Origin of the sequence: Shewanella sp. SR43-8, from assembly GCF_014163775.1 — a bacterium.
Classification (GTDB): domain Bacteria; phylum Pseudomonadota; class Gammaproteobacteria; order Enterobacterales; family Shewanellaceae; genus Shewanella; species Shewanella vesiculosa.
In genome coordinates this window covers 301150-321854 of record NZ_JACJDX010000004.1, presented here as the reverse complement: position 1 = coordinate 321854, position 20705 = coordinate 301150, and the positions used below count along the sequence as shown (strand labels likewise).

Genomic DNA, 20705 nt, shown 5'->3' with positions numbered 1-20705 from the left:
ATCGATTTTAATGAAGCAACTATAGTGTTTGAGTGACCTTCTTTAAGCCCGCGGGTTGATCAGGATTAATGCCACGGGCAATTGCGACTGTGGCAACATCAATGTAAAAACGCTGCAGTAATGCTAAAGGCGCAACTCGTGGATGAATATCTGCAGACGTTTGATTTAGATGCACTAAATCAGCACCTCGCTGCCTAACATTAGCAATTTGTTCTACATGGCTGGCATACGACTCGTCGTTAATACATACATCAACAATCGCTAATTTATTTTCAACTAATGTCACTGGGCCATGTAAAAATTCTGCGCTACTAAATGCTTCAGCGTGTATTGAACAGACCTCTTTCATTTTTAATGCAATTTCTTTTGAAACTGCATAACCTAAGCCGCGACCAAGAACCACTAAGTTTTTAACGCCGTCCAATGACTCAGCAGTGAGTTGCGGTTCAGCATCAACTGCGGTTTGTAAAGCTTGGGGTAACGTATTTACCGCTTGCGCTAATGATTCACTTTGAGTCCACTTAGCGGCAACTTGTAAAATAGCAGATAAAGTGGCTAGGTAGCTTTTTGTTGCAGCAACGGCTTTTTCTTCACCTGCACGTAATGGCACAACAACATCAACAATGTCTTTAATAGGCGCTGACTCATCATTGACCAATGCCACACAAAATCCGCCCGCCGCTTTAGCCATTCTTGCTTGTGCAAGAATGTCAGGGCTTCGGCCAGACTGTGAAATCACGATGACTAACGCTCCCTCAAGTTGTAATGACTTACCGTATACGCTGGCAACAGAAGGAGCAGCAGCAAACGTGGGAACACCCGCTTCGATTTCAAATAAGTATTTAGCAAATACACCTGCATGATCAGAAGATCCACGACCTACAATCATGACAAATTTAGGCTTAAGTTCACGTAAGGTCTGACCCAATGTGTCAGTAATAGTCTGGTTGGCAATCAATTGCTCGGCAATTTTCTGAGGTGCGGTACGAGCTTCTTGTTCCATAACTGTAAGAATTGTCATAATAAACCTTGATAAAATAATGTTGAATTAACCAGTAACCTTGTAGGTATTGAGTTGACGTCAATTAACGTCAACAAACACTCTACTGATGATTTACATTAGCTATTGGTTGAGTTAAAAATTGCTTTTTGCCGAACAAATACGCCCCATATTCTGGTGGCGAAATAGAGGGTGAAATCTTGCTTGCTATCTCATTGTCTAACCAAGGTGTTAGTGGTTCTGCTAATCCACCAATAATAGAAAAACGACTTGGTTTAAGAACAAATAGTTTTCGAGCAAGCTCGCTTATGTAATTTGCTCCATCTTGTACAATAGCGATTGCAACAGCATCACCATCCTGTGCGCACATCAATACGATACGAGCTAGCTTTGCATAAGCGCTAGATGATTGACCGGCGAGCTGTTCAACAATATCGATGGCATTTTTAGCGTTAAAATAATTCAGTAAGCTCTCGGTCAGCTTGCTTGAACATGCAAAACCGTCCAGAGCAAGTAACACGTGCTCAACCGCTTTTAAACCAAGCCATGCACCACTGCCTTTGTCACCTAATGCAAATCCATGCCCGCCTAAAATAATACTTTGCTGACCAACATGCGCATAACCACATGAACCAGTACCAGTAATAATAACCGCACCATCTTCACCGTGATGAGCACCAATACAGGCTGTATGCAAGTCAGTCGTAAGATACATGGCTTTAAATGGATGTTGCCACTGAATAATTTGCTGATAAAACTGGCCAACATTAACTCCTGCTAAACCAATACCAGCGACTAACTGATGGCAAGTGTCAGGTGAAAAACCGGCATCGACTAAAGCCAACTGTGATGACTCAATCATTGATTGAAACGTTTGCTCTAAACCATGTAGTGGATTGGCACGACCAGCCACTGCGGTGCCAAGTTGTTGACCGTCATCGGAGTAAATCGTGGCACGACATTTACTGCCACCGCCATCAATACCGATATAAAGTTGCTGTTCGTTAGGCTGTTTGTTACCCATGACTGTCCTCTTGGTATTCTGTTTAACGCTACTATTTTTGATAGTCATCAAGCCTGTTAATAAGTTAACGCCATGTTACACCAAAAATGACAACGCTGTCATTTAATTTTTAACAAAAAACACTAATAATCAACAGAAATGATATTTACATCATATTTAACAGGAGGTTGTATAACTAAATTGTCTGCTGATATTAGGGGTAACACGTCGCCAGCGCATATGATACTGACGACGCGGGTGTCTACTGGTTTAACAATTAGTCTACACGCAGAGTTCGGCCTTTTCGCTTACCATTAGCGGCTACTGCTCTAACATCAACAGGGCGTTTCACCGCCACCGCCGAGGTATATACTTGCCAAGGCTTATCACCTTCCCGATATTCTATCTGTAAGCCAGGAAAAGCAATATTCGCACTTAATATGCCGTCGTTAATTACTGCACCAACGGTGGGAACACGATAATTAATACCTGCATGATCTAGCTTTGCCAGTTCTTTATTGCCTAGGTGGTTGGCGATTTTTTGCCATTGACGTGCTTGCTGTTGACGCATTGTAGTAGTGAAATGATCTGTTGTTTGGTTATACACAGCCCCTGCGTATTGGTATGGCACTTCCCATTCAGGTTTATACCATGCTCGCTCTGCTAACATTAATAGTCGCGGATAAATCATATACTCAACGGTTTGATCACTGCGTAACGTTTCACTCCATATTTGCCCTTGTATACCGTCAACAGTTTCACCAGCCTTCATTGGGCCAGCAGTTTGCTTGCCTGTATCGTCTAATTGAGGACGGTCATCGGCTTCAAAAGGTTGCCCTTCTATATCGAACCATTGTTCGGCATTAGCGGGTAAGTTACCTGGCATGAAGCTAAAAACATGATGGCTATTCAAGGCTCGAGTTCCCCAATAGTAACCATGTTCCTTTGGGTCAGCTTCATAGGGAAAATCAAAGTAAAGCACTTCAGGGTTGGACAATACCGTCGTCCAACCGTTATTAGCTTGTTGGTGAGCGCGTTGATAGCCTTTATGTGATACGAGATCCCAGACATTACTTTGAGAATGAGCAGGCATGCGGGCTGGATTAGTGTGGCTCATGCCATCACTCCAACCTGCTGGTTGAATACCTTTGTCGGCTAACATATTAGCGACACGTTCAATGAAATAAGCGCCAACATGATTGATATCAGTGACACCGTATTGGTTGCTCGCTATAAACGCTTGGCAAATAGGCGACTCAAGCCAAGCGCCTGCGGTTTCATCTGCACCTATATGATAGGTCTCTAACGGCTGCCCCGCTTGTTCATGTAATTTAGCGATTTCAGTAATCACTTTATCTATAAAACGGTAAGTTGACTCCATACAGACGTTTAATGTGTTGTCGTTGTAATACTGTACCGATGAATACTGTGTTGTATCGTTTGAGTCCGCTAATATGAACTCATTTGCCGCCTTTTTATCCGCTTTTGCCATCATATTTCGATAACGAACCTCCATCGATTTGATCGCTGCGCGTGAATGACCAGGCATGTCCATTGAAGGGATCACTTGAATTTGTCGAGCATTGGCGTACTTAATAATATCAATATAATCCTCTTTGCTATAGAAACCATTCACCTTAGTATCCGAAAAAGGCCCACTGCCTAGCTGTGGTAAAATACAACGAGTTTCAGACAAGTCGTGACAACGTTTACTACCAACATCGGTAAGTTCCGGTAAACCGTCAATTTCTAATCGCCATCCTTCATCATCGCCCATATGTAAATGCAGTTTGTTTAATTTATAAGCTGCCATTTGATCTAGCAAATCTAAAATAAACTGCTTACTGTGAAAATTACGAGACACATCAACGTGCATCCCTCGATAAACGTATCGAGGACTATCTTTTATCTGCATAGGGTTAACGGTTAACGAGTCAATATTAAGTAATGAACTTAACGATGAAATACCATAACTAAATCCACTAGCATTAGCGGCTTTAATGATCATGTTTTGTTGATTAATAATTAACTCATAGCGATCTGTGCTTTGGTTATTGTCCTGAGATAATCGCTCGAATACTAACGGGACGCCTGCACTCGATTGCCTGACACCAATGCGCTCCAGGCGAGCTAATGCGGCTTGAATATCGTGCAGTTCAAGCTGCACATCGACCAGGTTTTGGCGACTAACATTAATACCTTGATGCAAGGATATCGCCTTGCCATTAGCAATAATAACTTGCGATTTAGGAGTCGGTAGTAATGAATCAACGGTTAAACTGGCATCGGCAGATACCGTATTATTTTGGGTAAACAGTATTTCCGGCTTAGCCCAGACTAACTTGTCTGTTGGGCTGCGCTGATACTGTCTTTTAGCATCGGTAAATGCTTGATCATAAGGTCGAACTTCCATATTGGTTTCAGGGTCTTGCTGTACACGAGTACTATTAATCACTTGCGGGGTCAGCTCAACACCTTGAGCATCGTTAGCCACAATATAGTAATTGGGCATGGCATCAGTTTCAGAGAGTTGCCACAATTCGCCACGAAAACGCAGTGTGTTGGCTTGTCTTGCATGAAAACCAGTAAAAGCGGCGGTCGGAGTTATTCGATGAAGATCACCTTTAATTTGCTCAATCGTAAACTCATCACTTAATACTGCTTGTACAGGTCGCATTTGGCTAAAGTAAATAGCCCAATCAGCTAGCAACATATCGTATGAACTGGTGAAATCAATCTCAGCAATAAAACAACGCTCAGTCGCTTTGGCACCTTCAGCACAGGCTTCGTCGGTTAAATTAGACACTAAGCGATATGTCACGCTCACGTCATCTGCAAATTTGGCTAAATCATCTTGACTCCAAGACTGCAAAGCCATTTCCGACATAGGCGCTGATGATTGTGATGGTGTGCATGCGACTAAGTAGAAAGCCATAATTATGGCACTAAACGTCCAAGTTGTTTTCATTGCGTCCTCGTTATCATGAAGAAGTACAGCTAATTTACCATTATCGGTTTAGCTAACTGACATAATGTTTAGTGTCAATTAGCCTTTATTTAATATCAGGTTACTTGCTTATTACCAGTAAAAAAGCTGGAACATAAATCGCTTAAGATATGCACCAGCCCATACTTTTTTCTTGGGAGAAAGTAAAAAGTATCTTAAGGGATAGTGATGATTCAACCTGAAGTGCCACTATTAAACATGAATGGGAGAGCTACTCCTCATCACGTTAAACTGAAACAACGTTACAATCGCCAATGACAACGCTGTCATGCATAAGTTACCAATTTTAACCAATGAGATCCAGCTTTTTTACATTAGCCGACAAAAACAAACATAACTATATTAACAACCATATATATCAATGCTTTAACAAAAAACCTGAGCGCCTTGATATACAAAATTCAACTTCGATTTATGACAAACATACTTGTTACAAATAAGATAAGGCTCTGTACATCGTAAAATCCCCATAAACTCATAATCAAACTAAAGTTATCCCCCGCCGAATTTGTAGATTTGGCCTTTACTCCTGCTGAATATTATTTTTTACTAATGTTTTTGAATGTCGGTTAGTGTAGTTCGATAGGGGTTCATTATGCTCAGCGGCACAGATAAAACCAAAATGGCAAGTTTTATTGAGTTTTCTATTTTATGCAGCAGTTTTATTATTTATAACAGTACTCAAAAAATTATAATAAATGACTGTTACAACATTCAGTAAAGCCCATTATTGAGCAATACTATGTTAATGGTACTGAATTTTATCGCAGTCTAGTGACTGCTTTGTTATTTGTTGGCATTAATGAATAGTGGCTATTTATCTGTTATTGAGGCGGAATGTTGGACTAAGTTATCCATTGTAACTGCATGATCGTGAGTATGTGCACCGTATCGTCAGTGATTTTAGAACCCGCAACAATGGTTGATATTGAGGTGTTTTTTTAATCCGTTAAGCTGAAGTAACTATTTCGTTTAGAATGATATTAACAGGCATTATCATGCTAACTTAACTAAGTATGTTATCTAAAAATGGCGCCATTTAGGCGCCATTTTTATAATCAGTTGACTAGCGGCCTAATACTTCCATGCGCGCAAGTCGATTAACTTGATTTAACGAGCCTAGATGGCCATAAATAGGCCCTAAAATGCCACGTTTTTTTAGTTCTAAAAATGCCTCATCGGATAGCTGATTTAATTTTTGCTCGTCAATGAGATATAAGCCGTTAATATTACGTTTCTCGCCTGCAACATCTACGGTTAATGTTTGACTTACGAGTAATCCCTGCTCCGCTAAAAAGCCTAAAATGCCTCTTGTCGCTTGGTCTTGCTCATAATGGCTAATTAACTCTTGCTTACGAGCCTCTAAGAATGGGGTCTCTTTTTCCGCTTCAAATAGCGCTTGGCCTTCAGTAGTGCTGACATCTTTAGACTGCTCACGAATACCAATCCACACTTTGTCTTTTACGTCTGGATTCAACACTAAGCCAAGCGGATAGTCACGGATTACGGCAGGAATATATAACCCTAACCACTTACCGTCTTTTACACTTAGGTTTTGGCCGGGTTTAAGACCGAGCATTGCCACCGATTGAAACTCACCGGTGTCACTATTTTTAACAAATACAATGGGGTACTCTGTCGCAGCACGGCCAATTTCATGTAAGGTCACAGGCACAATATGTTGTTCTGCTATATGTGTGTAATCACTAGAAACTATTTTGAGATCACTGTGTTTAGCTGGGTCGAGTAGAGTAATTTGGTTGGACATCTTGGCTCCTTTGGGTGCGGCTCTGTGCAGGTAATCGCGACGATAGATAAAACGATCACAGGTTGGTTATAACCTGTTTACAATAAATTAGTATTGAAACTACCAAGTTAACCAATTTTTACAAGCACGAATATAACGATTTTGCGCTTTAACTTACCACTTGCTTAAATATCCACCAGCAAATAGATTTGTCATCATATTTTCTGCAGACCATATTGATGTATTTTACTGAGTAACTCTCGGTGAGCAGGTAAATGTTGGCATAACTGTTCGCTGTGCCGTCGAATCCTTGCGGCATGCTGTTTAGCGAGCACTAATGAGGACTCAGACATTATTTTCTTGTATGTCAAAAATTTCATGCCATACAATACATACAGGTAATTTTCTACATTGAACACTTCAAACTTAGAAAATAGGTCTTCACTCAAGGGCACATACTCTTGCCATAACGCCAGTTTGTTACTTAATCCTGCCGGGATAGTCTGTGGGTCGCGATTATCTATCCAAAAATCTGAATCATTACGATCAGAAAGACAATAATGCATTTTGGCAAACTCAACGACCCGTTCCCATGCATACGACATAGTCTGATTAAATCGCTCGGATAAACTTTCACATTGGCTACTATCACTAGGAAAACGACTTGCCAAGTAACCTGCTGAAAAATCCGTTAGCATGATTGATGTTGCCTCTATGGGCTCTAAAAATCCTTGAGCCAATCCTAAAGCGACACAGTTCTTAGCCCAAAACTGTTTACGGTAACCCACTTTCATTGGAATAGTGCGATACGAGTATTGATCTAATTGGCCACTGAGATACCGATTGAGCTTTTGTTCGGCTTGCTCATCATCGAGATGAGCACTTGAATACACTAACCCAACCCCACGGCGATTTGATAAAGCGATATCCCATATCCAACCAGCTTGATGAGCCGTTGCCTTAGTATAAGGGGGAATAATGGCATCAGGTTCAGTTGGCACTTGCACAACAACGGCTTTGTTAACAAACAGCTCCTGAGATTTATCCACAAACGGAACCTTCAGTGCTTTTGCTAATAAGATTGAATCAAAACCACTGCAGTCGATATAAAAATCAAATTCCTGCTCTCCACATTTATCTAAAACCAATGATGCAATACTACCATCGGGGTGCAAACGGGTATCGATCACATTGGCTTTAACATGATTAACCGCAAATTTCTGTTTAGCATTTTCAGCTAACAACAAAGCAAACTTTGCTGCATTTAGATGATAAGCATAACCTTGTACGGCCTGATATTCAGGAGTTGTAATTAACTTAGGGGCAAGGTTTGCTTCGCAAACGTCAAATTGACTGGAGACTAACTGGCTGTAAGCATCACTGGGATTTTGTAGCCATAACGAAGATAGATCATCTCCCATTGGACTCGGAGGGTCAAAAAGGTGATGATAAAAATTATCTCTGCCATGACGATGACGATCAAGCCAATTTTGAAACTTAATCGACTGCTTAAATGTCACATCACAACGGGTAATAAACTCGGTTTCACTGATGCCAAAACTTTGTAATGTTTTACGGATCGTCGGTACGGTTCCTTCACCAACACCAATAGTTGGAATATCAGGGGACTCGATCAAAGTAATAGTAATATTTTGATTAAATAGCGCTTTTGCAAGATGATTGGCCGCCAACCATCCCGCAGTTCCGCCACCAACAATCGCAACTGATTGAATTTTCATATCACCTCTTAATCCAATAAAAAGCCCGGCAAATGCAGGGCTTTTAGTATATGACTCAATTAATCTATTAGATTAGATTAGAAACGGAATGCGACACCCACTTTATAGCGAGCTTCACCTTCAAAGCTCCACACTGGGTAGTCTGCTTTAAACTCAGCAATCACTTCAGAGTCTAGTGGTGCTACACCTGTCTGGATGCTGTCTTCTTCGGTTAAGTTAACTGCTTCAAACGTTATATCCATCCAATCTGTCACGCTATATGTTGTGCTTAAATCAAGTGTGCCATAGTCTTCATGTTGACGGTTACCATAGAAGCCAGGTAATTCACGCATCATGTATTCACTGCGCCAGTTATAGGCCAAGCGGGCTGAAAATGCATCCATCTCATAGTAACCGACTAAGTTAACTGTATGCTTAGACGAATCAGAGAATACACCCACTTGATCAGGATAGTTTTCTGCAGGAGAACCTGCATCTGCATAAGTATAGTTAATAGAGTAACCTAAACCGTTTTCATATGAATCTTGAAGTTGCAATTCAAGACCTTCAATACGACCACCGGTAGCATTGTATTTCTCACTTACCGTCCAGCAATCATATACACCGACTCCACAAGCGCTTTGGCCTTGAGCAGCAAGGTCATTATCGTTAATACCGATTTGTTGGTTTAACTTTTGACGAGTTGAAATGAATGAACTTACATCTTTAATAAAGTAAGTTGCTGCAGCTAAACCTGAATCGCTGAAATACCACTCTAAACTTAAGTCGGCTTGAGTTGCTTTAAATGGGTCTAATGAAACAGAACCACGGTTAAGCTTCTCGTTACCAGGAGTACCATCGTTTAAACCCGGTAATGTTGACGTAGCAAATAGCTCTGCATAGTTAGGGCGAGACATTACCTGTGATGCAGAAGTACGTAAAATCAGATCTGGAGCTAAATCAAACGCGACGTTTAAGCTTGGTAACACATCACTGTAACTAGCAGAATCTGTTGATGTTGCATCAGCAAACTGACCTGTAGAACTGAGTGCATAGTAGTCAGATTCTATGTCGGTAGAGATATAACGTAAACCAAAGTTACCACGAATGCCTTCAGACTCGAAGTTAGCCATTGCATACACTGATAGGTTTTTCTCGTTCAATGTACCGTAACCAGACTTGTCACGAGTAAAACCGTTAATTGCCGCTTTAGCATCGTTAATCATGTTATCAAAGTTTGGCTTAGGCAAAGTAAAACCAGCACCCGAGCTCATTGTGCCGTCAAAATAATAAGAGGCATCATGAACGGCGATATCACCAACGATTGCAGCATCAGTTTGTTGAGTCACATCGTGGTCAGCATAACGAATACCTGTTTTGATTGACGAAATGGCCCCTAAATCTGTTGGCACTGTCACATCAAACTGGGCATAGGTTTCTTCGTCGGTATTAGGCTGTTTCTTTAATGCCCAACCCGCGCCAGATAATTGGCCATTATAGTCTTCAGCACTAAAGTTTTTATTAGCAATATCGATGTCAATGATATTGCCCGTTGCATCATAGTGGCCAGCAAAATCTGAAGGCTTACCGATTGAGTTACCGTAGTTAGAGGTTAAACTGGTACCACCATCTGCCTTGGTATTACCGATACTACCTTCAATTTTGAAATTTTCATTATCATAAGCGAAATTGAAATCAAGGGTATCAGAAGTCATTTCAGCTTCTCGAGCCCAAGTTTGGTTCCAAGCGAAAGCATCCACACCAGTATGAGTAATATCTGTACACACACCCGCAGCGTTAGTTTGATTACAAGTGCTAACACCTTGCTGAGTTGGGAATAAGAAAATGGATGTGTTGGCATTATCAGCCTTTAGACTTAAACCTGTGTAGGTTAAGCCAAACTCTAATGCATCATTAGCACGGTATTGCGCGGCGACGTTTAACGCAGTGCGTTCACGGTCTTGTTGGAAGGTAGAAGGAACAATTTCACCCCAACCTAGCAAGGTTTCAATACCATTACGCTGATACTGGGTGTTCGCACCAGCACCAGAGATTAAGAAACCGAAGTTTTCGTTTTCATTTTTCCAGCTATATAGGCCAGATAATTCAGGATCAGTTTCTTCTGAAATCGTGCCATAGTCACCTTTGGCACTTAAAAATACTGTGTTTGACTCTAAGTCTAATGGCTTACGAGTCTTAACGATTACCGTGCCACCGATACCACCTTCAGGTAAATCAGCTTGCGAAGATTTATACACTTCGATACCACTGATCATTTGCGGTGGTAGTAACGAATAGTTAAAACTACGGTCAATGGCTTGCTGATCAAACCAACCAGTAGATGCAACTGAATGTCCGTTTAACAATGTGCTAGTCAATTGGCTCGAGGCACCACGAATAGACACCTGCTGACCTTGACCAAACTGGCGGTTTACTGCAACCCCAGGGATACGACCTAATGACTCACCGACATCGCCATCAGGAAACTTACCAATATCTTCTGCCGTTACTGAATCCACTACAGAATTAGCAAAACGTTTTTCGTTAATTGAAGCTTTCATGGAGGCACGCATCCCACGAACTTCAATTTTTTCAATGTTATCATCAACAGTAATTTCTTCTGCTGCAATAGCACCCACTGACACTATACTGCCAAACAGAATCGCAATTTGAGTAGCAAGTACATTTTTTTTAAAGATAGATGGTCGCATCTTTTTCCCCTTCCATAACTTTATTATCGTTTTTGAGTTCATAACCATTCCTTAGGAATGACAACGCTGTCATGTCTGGAGCAAACATTACACAAAAATTAACAATGACGCCACAAAAAAATAACCGATCCTGCTAATTCATTAATTTTTTTGCTTGATAAACAACCTAAAAAAAATAACAAATCATTAAAAAACATTTATATAGATAGGAAAATGATTTTAGACAGTATGTATTTTTAATTGTAATAAATGGCGTAATATGAGTAGAAATGAAATTGAGGATTGCCAATTTATACAAAAACTCGCACTATTAGCAGACAAATAACCCATTTAATGTTGCGGCAATTTGCCTTGTTGAGTGGTGTTTCGCCTGAATGAAGAGTCATTTCTGACATGAAAGTAACGATTAACGACGTCGCAAAATATGCCGGCGTATCGATAAAAACTGTTTCACGGGTGACAAATAAAGAACCCTCAGTAAAACAAGCCACCATTGATAAAGTAAACCAAGCGATAACAGCATTAAATTACCAACCTAATTTAGCAGCAAGAAATTTAGCGAGCACTAGCTCGTATGTTATTGGTTTTATTTACGATAACCCCAATGCGTATTATGTCATTGATATGCAAAACGGTATTTTATCTGCCTGTAAAGACAGAGGATTTGAATTACTTATTCATCCATGTAATGCAAAATCCGAGACCATTTGTGATGAGCTGACCACTATGGTTAAGCATGCTAGATTGGCAGGGTTGGTACTTACACCACCGATGTCCGAAGACCCTAATATTTTGGCAGCCTTAGACCAAATAGGTGCTAATTACGTTAAAATTATTGCTGGTGAAAAGATCATCAATAGTAACGGATTGACGGTATTGGTTAATGACCAAAGAGGTGCGGTTGAAATTACTCAACATCTTATTGATTTGGGCCATAAACACATTGCATTTCTTAGTGGTGATTTACAACATGAATCAACAAAAGAGCGATTACTTGGATTTAAGAAAGCGTTAAAAAACAACTCTCTAATTCTAAATACTGATTGGGTGCTTGAAGGGGAATACTCATTCGAGTCCGGTTTAGCTGGTGCAAATAAACTCATTGCTATGGCTAAACGGCCGACTGCCATTGTTGCCTGTAACGATGAGATCGCCGCTGGAGCATTATTTGCAGCGCGCTTAGCTGGACTCGATATTCCAACAGAACTATCTATTGTCGGTTTTGAAGATAGCCCATTCTCTCGTCAAACATGGCCTAAATTAACCACAGTCCATCAACCCAATATCGAAATTGCTCAAATTGCGACGCAACTGTTAATTGATAAACGCAAAAATCAAACAACTGAAACGTTCAGATGCTTTACTCCAACACCGGTTATTCGTAACTCAACAACCTCGCCTACATAACACCAGAAAGCCTCTATCAATAGAGGCTTTCTGATGTTTATCAACATAAACTCGTTTAATGCAACTTAAGTTTAGGACGTTGCCAGCGCAGTAGTTTTTGCGCAATACGATATACTGAGGCCGAGAACCAGCCATATAAACTGGCTAAATGACGCTGATAAAGCGAAATATACATCAAACGCGCGATATGACCTTCAACAAAAAAGTCTCCTGAACGTAGACTGCCCATTAAATTACCCACTGCTGAAAAACGACTAAGTGAAACCAATGAGCCATAGTCCTTATACACGAAAGGCTTTTCTGGTTGTTGTTTCATCTTCAAGCAAATATTGGCATAAAGGCAATCGGCCATTTGGGCTGCCGCCTGGGCTCTTGGTGGCACAGGTTTACCTGATGGTAAAATAAGTTGCGCACAGTCACCTAAGGCGTAAATATCATCAATGCCTTTAACATGCATACAATCATCTACATCAATTTGATTACGGGGAGTGATCGGAAGTTGAGTAAAGTGTTCAAAAACTTTCGGACCTTTTACGCCTGCTGCCCATACTTTAATGTTGGCTTTGATAGTCTCGCCAGTCGCTGTAACGAAACCTTCTTTAGTGACTTCTTTAACCTGCACACCTAAATGCAATTTAACGCCTAACTTTGACAGTACAGTTTGTGCTCTTGTACTGACTTGCTCTGGTAATTGCGGGAGGATTTTGCTTGATGCTTCAATTAAGTTTATGTCTAAATGATCTTTAGAAATATTTTGGTAGCCATACTCTCTTACTGATTCAATAACATGATGAAGTTCAGCTGCAAGCTCAACGCCTGTGGCGCCAGCTCCTACAATACCTATACCTAACTGGTCTTGGGTTTCATTAAGCTGTAATAGTGCATCCATGAGCTTATGATGAAACAGATTAGCACTATCTAAGCTGTCTAAGAAAATACAATGTTTTTCAGCGCCTGGTGTATTAAAGCTATTTGAAACGCCTCCCAATGCTAAAACAAGCGTATCATATTCAATATTGCGCGCAGCAATAATGATCTCACCTTCATCGTTGTACACTGGAGCCAGCTGGATTTGTTTGGTATTCGGATCACATTGATCAATAGCGCCACGAATATATCGGTAACCGTTCTTTAAACCGTGATCTCGATACTGTAGCCCTTCAATTGATTGATCAATGACACCAACTGCCACTTCGTGCAATTTGGGCTTCCAAATGTGAACGGTATTTTTATCTATTAAACTAATATCAACTAACGGGTTTTTACCAAATTTTCGTCCCAATTTTGAAGCCAACGCTAACCCTGCAGCCCCACCACCTACGATAACAATTCGCTGAACCATACATTACCTCAGAGATACCTTATTCCAACAACTTAACTACAAAAATATACACGTATAAAAAAAGGCCCTTATGGGCCTTAAACTGCTTCTTCATTTTCTTCGCCGGTACGAATACGAATAACACGCTCTACATCGGTTACAAAAATTTTACCATCACCAATCTTTCCGGTTCTAGCAGTATCAACGATGACATCGATTGCACGCTCTAAAAGCTCATCTTGAATAACGAGCTCGATTTTTACTTTAGGTAAAAAATCCACCATGTATTCTGCACCACGATAGAGCTCTGTATGACCTTTTTGACGGCCAAAACCTTTAACTTCAGATACTGTCATACCCGTAATGCCAATTTCAGCAAGTGACTCACGCACATCATCAAGTTTAAACGGTTTAATAATCGCTTCGACTTTTTTCATTAAATACTCCTGTCATCGCTAATTTGTTGATTAACCCTACTCGGTATAAGAGATGAGATAAATCGATATAAAGATCGCTTCACGTCTGCAATATAAAACTCACCATTTGTGTTACAACAGGTATTTGCACGCTAATACATGGCAAAGACTGTTTGAAAATTATTGTTATCCTTTGCAGAGGATGATTAAGCATATGTCCTAATTACAGTTTATATGCTTGCTAACGTCATTCAAATATCTTACTTGAAAGCGCTGCCAATTGTCGCGGCTATTTTACGTATTTATGAAAAGATATTTCGCAGCAAATCCACTGTTCATTTTCTATACTAACCTAATCTTGCTGCAGGACGCAGCTGACAACGTTTAAGGATGAACAACGATGAGATTTTCTATTCAAGAAAATGGCTTCAGTTTGATTGAAGTTATTATCACCACGCTAGTCGCTTCAATTATGTCATTGATAGCTATCCCCCCATTAAATGACGTGATTGAACAAATCAGAGCCAGAAGTAATATTCAAGTTATTCAACAAACTATTCAATTAGGCCGAAATATGGCCATAAGTTACGGTGCAAGGGTAACGGTTTGCCCTTTAGTTGAAAACGTGTGTTCTGAGGATTGGAGTCTTGGGCTAAGTGTTTTTATTGACCAAGGTGAAAAAAATCAACTTGATGCGAATGACCAACTACTCCAACAGACATCACCGTTTAATGAAAATGATTATATTAGATATAACCGCCCGGCGATCCGCTTTCAACCTGATGGACTTGCCTCTGGCACTAATGGCACATTAACTTATTGCCCTGGAAAGGTTGATAGTGAATATGCAAAAGCGGTTATTGTTAATCAAGCTGGGAGGGTAAGGATATCAAAGAAGAAAAATATAACATGCAAACTTTAGCGAATCGTAAAATGACAAATTTACACGTAAGAAATTGATTGCGACAGATGTCCGCAAATAGTCAATAAAACACTGTTATTCAGGTTGTGCTTGGTTATACTCTTGCTTATATGGCGGAGGACTCTTGCATGAAAAAAATACAATCTGGATTTACCCTAGTAGAATTGATGGTCACTGTTGCAGTTGCTGCAATACTGTTAGCAATTGGAGTGCCTTCGCTGACCAGCCTTTATGAAGGTATTCGAGCAAGAAGCGCTATCAGTACAATTGAATCATCATTTGTATTTGCGCGTAGCCAAGCAGTTAGTTATGGCAGTAGAGTCTCAGTCTGCCCAATGGCATCGACATCATGTGGCAGTGACTGGACCAAGGGTTTTAGCATATTCATTGATAATGGCACTATTGGCACTATGGATACAACCAATGGTATTGCTGATGTAGTATTACGCAAGGTAGATGCATTTAACAGTAACGATATTATTAAATCAGATTTATCACGATACAGTTTTAACCCTGATGGTATGGTGGCGAATGGCAACAGCGGCACTTTGCGTTATTGCCCAGGCAGCGCGGACAGTAGTTCATCTGAGGCCGTAAATATTAATTCGTCAGGCAGAATGTCTAAAGTTAGTACCACCATTGCTTGCAGTTAGTAAAAAGGCTTACCTAGGTAAGCCTTCTTTATGTTAGTGATGAAATGAATTAATAAGTTCTTTGTTCATCTAATTCTCGCAAGTGTGCATCTTTAAATTTTTTATCTTCTGCAATGCATTCAACAACTCGTTTAACCAATAAACGTTCGTTAGATATTGTTGGCACGTATTCCGCGAGTAGAGCACTTTGCTCTTGTACAACTGATTTTTTTTCCCATACAAAAACGGCAATATTTGGACCGTTGGGTGTTTCTATATGACATTTATACGGAATATAATCAGTTTTATCTTCAGCAAAAGCAGAGGAAGTACTCAAGAAATATAAAATTGCTGTGAATATTATGTTTGTTCTCATTTCCAACACTCCGAAGGTGACTTAGCGCCCGTTGAGGTTAAAGATATCGTTGCACAAGCCGTATCACGAGTCGCTTGTACTCCTACAGCAGTAGCTGTCACGGTATAATCATCACCACTCAGCGTTGTATCAACCTTATAATAGGTATTTTCAACAATCCAAGGATCTGCATTCAACCCAAGTTTAGTCATATCAGTTGCAAAGCTTCGATGATCTAAATAATACTGTTCTTGTAAATTGGCGACATGCATCACCCCAGCCAAACCGTCACCACGAGCACCTTTAGCAACAAACTGAGTATAATTAGGATATGCTATTGAAGCTAAAATGCCCACTATCACGACAGTGATCATCACTTCAATTAATGTAAATCCGAACTGTAGCTGCTTCATTTTTTTACTCATTCCTACTCATCAATATGATAATAAATTTTATTAATACCTAAACCACCACCGATACATTTATCATCACCAGCAGCACACCCATCCCCCTCATCATCCACTTTATCCATGTCATCACCAGCAGAACCAATACCAATTAAATACATATAACTATCTGATGTTCCATTAGGCGGTATAACTAACTGAGGAGTATCAGGAACTCGAGCGCCCATTTCTAAATACTCTTGAGTATATGAACGAGTACCTTTGTGTAAATCAAAACCGTATAATCGACCTTGACCAATGGCTAAACATTGGTTTGCAGATGTATTATCCCCAGGAACATAAGAGGTAAAGAACACTTTTCCTTGGATGATTGTAGAGGCCGATAAACTTTTTTCTCCTTTAGCGGCGAAGTTATAATACCAACCTCGTTTTGCACCAAACTCAATATTTTGCTGTTCAGTTTTCGGAGGCGTAGAAGATACATTATAAAGATTTGCTAACTCCAACGGAGCAGGTATCTCTTTACCTGCCGCACCAGTAAACGATTTAGTAACAACATTACGGTCTTGTAAAACAAAAAACTTATCTGAGCGCGTTGTATCTAAAGGATGCGGTCTGTGGCCACTGCCAACGGTCACAGCATCATAAGGGATATTTTGATACGTCAGGTTCGTGGTTGTATTATTAGACGAGTCAGTGACTGATACTTCAGAGATATTAGTAAATACCGTTTGCGCCACTGCAGGCTCTGCAAAAAATCGTCTATCAGTAGCTTGTGTGGAACCTCCTAAACTCGCAAACTTAAACGCAGTCCACGGACTGGTAGAGCTAGTCGGTGAAGCACTAGGTAAATCCATACGCCAAATATTAGCCCCTGTATCAGTTGCATATAATCTGTCAGTTAATTTATCACTGTTACTGTCTAATATTGCGATGCTATTTGGAATGCTGTCAACAATACCAGGTAATTGTGTTCCACTAGAACCTGTACCAAATCGATAAACTAGGGCTCCAGTTTCAGCGTTTAAAATATAAACACTGCGGCCGGTAGTGTCATCAGTACCAACTCCAGCACTATCTTTTGTTGAAGGGTTATATCCACCGCCAATAATAACCACTGGAGAGGCTGTATCCGCAGAGGTATTGCCTGCAGGTACGCCAGGGATGAACGTGACCACTGGTTCAGCCCAAGACTCGCCCATATCACTCATCCCAGTGGAGCTAGGGTCAACTTTCCACATAAATTGTGGTGAATCAGGATTTGTAATGTTAAGGGCATAATAAGATTTCCCCCCGCGACGCATACCCACAAATAACCAAGCTTTATCAATTGCACCTGATGCATTTCTTTTTACATATGCAACAGGCGGGCTATCCATACCGTAAACAGAATGAACGCCTGTTGGTACGTTTGCCCTTAACTCACGAAGGTTAGGTAATAATTCCTGGGGCATAAATGCCCATGACTCTTCAACACTCGAACCACTGTCTTTAAACATGTGTAAAAAGCCAGCATTGGTGCCAAGTAAAATACGTATATCTGGGGATCCGGCAGTACCATAGTTAATGGCTAACGGTTTAGAGTGCAGTGGGTCGCCCATAATATCTGAACGCTTATCAGTTGTTGAACCATCTTTGTCTTCATCATCAACGTCGACACCTTTAGCCCAATCAAATAATTTGGTAAGTTCAGTTTTATCGACCCCCATAAAGGAAGCTAAAGCCGCTTCGCTACTAATACCAGGACTGGTTGCAGCGTTTGATTTGGTAAAGGCCTTAATAGCGCCACCAGCACCAAAATTACCATATAACGTTCGAGTAGGGGTTGATTGAAGCTTGGTTAATGCACCACCAATTTCAACGTTATTACCATCACCGCCACCACTTGTGGCAGTACAGACGGAATTATCAGTCCAGTAAGAACATGCAGATGAGGCTAAGTTTCCATCATCACCAATGGCATCATCACCATTTTTATCAACTATGTCTCCCGATCCAGTAACCTTAAACTTTTTTAAGTTGCCGACCCACCGAGGACCTTCATTAGGTAAAAACATCGCGTAGTAAACTGAGTCTAATGTTTGGGTTCTATCAAAGTTATTACTCGCAATAGATGGAGAGGTAAAACTGGAATTAGTTTCTAAAATATTAGAGAAAATGGACTGTAATGCTTCTTGTAATTTTTGAGCATCAGCAGCTGTGTAGGTTGCACCACCACCACGAGTAGCAGTTTCTTTCAGAATAGCCGCTACTGAACTTGCATCAGAACCAAAACCGATAGTGTAAGTCGATACAGTCTGAGTACCATCAATAGTGGTATTGACGTCATTGCTATTTAACCAACCAGCAAGGGCGGGCAAAAAGTTCCCTGAATATTTGTTAGCGTTTGTAATACCAGAAAGTTTTCTAATCTCAGTATCAGCATTATTATCACGGGTTGGCTCACCATCTGTCACATAAATAACATAGGCTTTATCTTGACATTGCTTGCCAAAAAATGGAGAAATATAGCTATTATCCTTTTCTATCGTTTTATCTCGTTCTGGATCTTGGCTATCATCGTCATCACCGTAGAAAACCCCTAAACCAGCAAAGTAACGATAAGCTTCGTATAAATTTTCACATAATGGCGTGTAACCATCAGCTTTAAACTTGCCAATTGTGGTCAATAAGTTCGACTTATTCGATTCGTTATTTGTAGTGATACCATACACAATACGGCCACCACTTTTTGAGCCATCTGCATAATTTCGGTTAAAAACAGATAACCCAAAATCTACACCTGGTGTTGTGACAATAGTGTCTTCAATTACACGTTGTGCCACCTCTAATCTTGAATATTTTTTTTGATTTTTAGTGCTGTGATACCAGCTTACATATTTTTCAGTATATAACGTGACTGGTTGCCCTATACCAAAATTGGTCAACTTAGACTTTTCTATTGCGGCATCTATTTCAGCTGTGGATGATGAATTATTTGCTGCCACATAACGAATAGGATCCGCGCTGGTTCCTAAACCATCAACAGGAAAACCATAAAAGTTAGTACCATTATTATAATAGTTACGCTCAGCAACATCTTCATAGCAATCTACTTGCTTAATTGAGCGGCCATCCGTTAACGGTAATTCAGACCATACGCCGTTCTCACCAACATACTTATGCTCGCGAAGATATCCAGTGAACATACCATAATCCTCAAGGTATTTTTCACCCACATCGCAGCCATTAACACTATGTAAAAAAAACTGGTTGCTGCTTACCGCAGGAATACTAGAACTACTGCGAGTAAAATACAGTTTAGTATCGCCCTTTAATGAACCATTTGAGGTGTTTTCTTTACCTCGTTCATAAGGCTCATCTGTTTTAAAACTAGTACTCATACTGCCTGATGTATCAAAAATAATCAGTACTTGCGGCTTAGAACCAGTACGAGCGGTAGACTCAAGCACATACAACTCAGTATCATCGGCGAAACTGATGGATGAGAAAGCCAAGATAGCAAATAGCAATGTAGATAATAATTGTTTAAAAAACATGACTAACTCCCCGTTAACACTTCTTGTTCTATGCCTGCCACGACAGTAACTAGACCCATATCACTTCGGCCAAATGTTGCTGCACTGGAGATTTCAATACGACGACAACTAACTAAATTACCTGAACTAGCTTTTGTGCTTCTTTGGCAACCCACATCGCCAACAGTCATTGGTGTAAGTGTATTTGATACACCTAAAGCATTATCAACTGTTGTAGAGACAGCTGACATTGTGGCCATGGTACTACCCGAATTAGCCAAGATGGCCTTATCTTGTGCCCCTTTGGCTGATGCCATAGCTTCTACGCGTTCAGAGCCTGCCCCCGCCATTCTTAATGACTGAGTTGAATTGACCGCTAATGCAACACCAATCAAGGTCATTAACACTAATATGATTAATGAAAAAAACAACACAATACCTTGCTGCCTTTTTATAGATTTGATCATTGCCTTCACCTTGACACTAATTTGATAGTCGGCTTAACAACCAAGATTGTAAGTTGACTAATATAAAAACTATT

General features: G+C 40.4%; 15 protein-coding genes. 3 read left to right on the top strand and 12 right to left on the bottom strand.

Features of this window, described 5'->3' with window-relative positions; genetic code table 11:
- Positions 1–19: 19 nt before the first annotated feature.
- From nagB-II to H5114_RS07220, 6 genes are all read right to left on the bottom strand, one after another.
- Positions 20–1021 carry a glucosamine-6-phosphate deaminase NagB-II gene (gene nagB-II, locus H5114_RS07245; protein ID WP_182722549.1) on the bottom strand — a complete coding sequence of 334 codons (1002 nt, stop codon included), beginning with the start codon at positions 1019–1021 and terminating at the stop codon, positions 20–22.
- An 82-nt stretch (positions 1022–1103) separates the two neighbouring features.
- Positions 1104–2024 carry an N-acetylglucosamine kinase gene (gene nagK, locus H5114_RS07240; RefSeq protein ID WP_182722548.1) on the bottom strand — a complete coding sequence of 307 codons (921 nt, stop codon included), beginning with the start codon at positions 2022–2024 and terminating at the stop codon, positions 1104–1106.
- 256 nt (positions 2025–2280) lie between these two features.
- A complete protein-coding gene (locus H5114_RS07235; protein ID WP_182722547.1) occupies positions 2281–4971 on the bottom strand; it encodes a family 20 glycosylhydrolase in 2691 nt (896 codons plus the stop codon).
- Between the two features lie 1105 nt (positions 4972–6076).
- Positions 6077–6778 (bottom strand): SapC family protein, encoded by a 702-nt coding sequence (locus H5114_RS07230; RefSeq protein WP_182722546.1) that lies wholly within the window; start codon positions 6776–6778, stop codon positions 6077–6079.
- Positions 6779–6972: 194 nt separating this feature from the next.
- Positions 6973–8496, bottom strand: coding sequence for a tryptophan halogenase family protein (locus H5114_RS07225; RefSeq protein ID WP_182722545.1), 1524 nt, complete (start codon positions 8494–8496; stop codon positions 6973–6975).
- A gap of 77 nt (positions 8497–8573) precedes the next feature.
- Positions 8574–11186: a TonB-dependent receptor gene (locus tag H5114_RS07220; RefSeq protein WP_124017161.1), complete on the bottom strand. Its 2613-nt coding sequence runs from the start codon at positions 11184–11186 to the stop codon at positions 8574–8576.
- A 393-nt stretch (positions 11187–11579) separates the two neighbouring features.
- Here H5114_RS07220 and H5114_RS07215 point away from each other — a divergent pair, with 393 nt between their 5' ends.
- The gene (locus tag H5114_RS07215; protein WP_182698352.1) at positions 11580–12593 is read left to right on the top strand and encodes a LacI family DNA-binding transcriptional regulator; all 1014 of its coding nucleotides are present in this window, start codon (positions 11580–11582) and stop codon (positions 12591–12593) included.
- Positions 12594–12648: 55 nt separating this feature from the next.
- On the opposite strand, the gene H5114_RS07210 is transcribed toward H5114_RS07215, so the two are convergent.
- A complete protein-coding gene (locus tag H5114_RS07210) occupies positions 12649–13935 on the bottom strand; it encodes an NAD(P)/FAD-dependent oxidoreductase (RefSeq protein ID WP_182698351.1) in 1287 nt (428 codons plus the stop codon).
- A gap of 77 nt (positions 13936–14012) precedes the next feature.
- On the bottom strand, positions 14013–14351 hold the full coding sequence (gene glnB / locus H5114_RS07205) for a nitrogen regulatory protein P-II (RefSeq protein ID WP_124017158.1): 339 nt from the start codon (positions 14349–14351) through the stop codon (positions 14013–14015).
- Positions 14352–14730: 379 nt separating this feature from the next.
- Between glnB and H5114_RS07200 the strand changes: the two genes are divergently transcribed.
- Both H5114_RS07200 and H5114_RS07195 read left to right on the top strand, forming a co-directional pair.
- On the top strand, positions 14731–15252 hold the full coding sequence (locus tag H5114_RS07200) for a GspH/FimT family pseudopilin (protein ID WP_182722544.1): 522 nt from the start codon (positions 14731–14733) through the stop codon (positions 15250–15252).
- Between the two features lie 128 nt (positions 15253–15380).
- Positions 15381–15905 (top strand): GspH/FimT family pseudopilin, encoded by a 525-nt coding sequence (locus tag H5114_RS07195; RefSeq protein ID WP_182722543.1) that lies wholly within the window; start codon positions 15381–15383, stop codon positions 15903–15905.
- Between the two features lie 49 nt (positions 15906–15954).
- Here the strand turns inward: H5114_RS07195 and H5114_RS07190 are convergent, their stop codons facing one another.
- The 4 genes from H5114_RS07190 to H5114_RS07175 are packed head-to-tail and all read right to left on the bottom strand — an operon-like array spanning position 15955 to position 20619.
- Positions 15955–16260 (bottom strand): TapY2 family type IVa secretion system protein, encoded by a 306-nt coding sequence (locus tag H5114_RS07190; protein WP_182722542.1) that lies wholly within the window; start codon positions 16258–16260, stop codon positions 15955–15957.
- Positions 16257–16664 carry a type IV pilin protein gene (locus H5114_RS07185; protein WP_259395256.1) on the bottom strand — a complete coding sequence of 136 codons (408 nt, stop codon included), beginning with the start codon at positions 16662–16664 and terminating at the stop codon, positions 16257–16259. Before H5114_RS07185 ends, H5114_RS07190 begins: the two co-directional genes overlap by 4 nt.
- Positions 16665–16666: 2 nt before the next feature.
- Positions 16667–20185, bottom strand: a complete 3519-nt coding sequence (locus H5114_RS07180) for a pilus assembly protein (RefSeq protein WP_182722541.1) — start codon at positions 20183–20185, stop codon at positions 16667–16669.
- A gap of 2 nt (positions 20186–20187) precedes the next feature.
- Complete coding sequence (locus tag H5114_RS07175) at positions 20188–20619, bottom strand: PilX N-terminal domain-containing pilus assembly protein (protein ID WP_182722573.1); 432 nt, start codon at positions 20617–20619, stop codon at positions 20188–20190.
- Between the last annotated feature and the right edge of the window lie 86 nt (positions 20620–20705).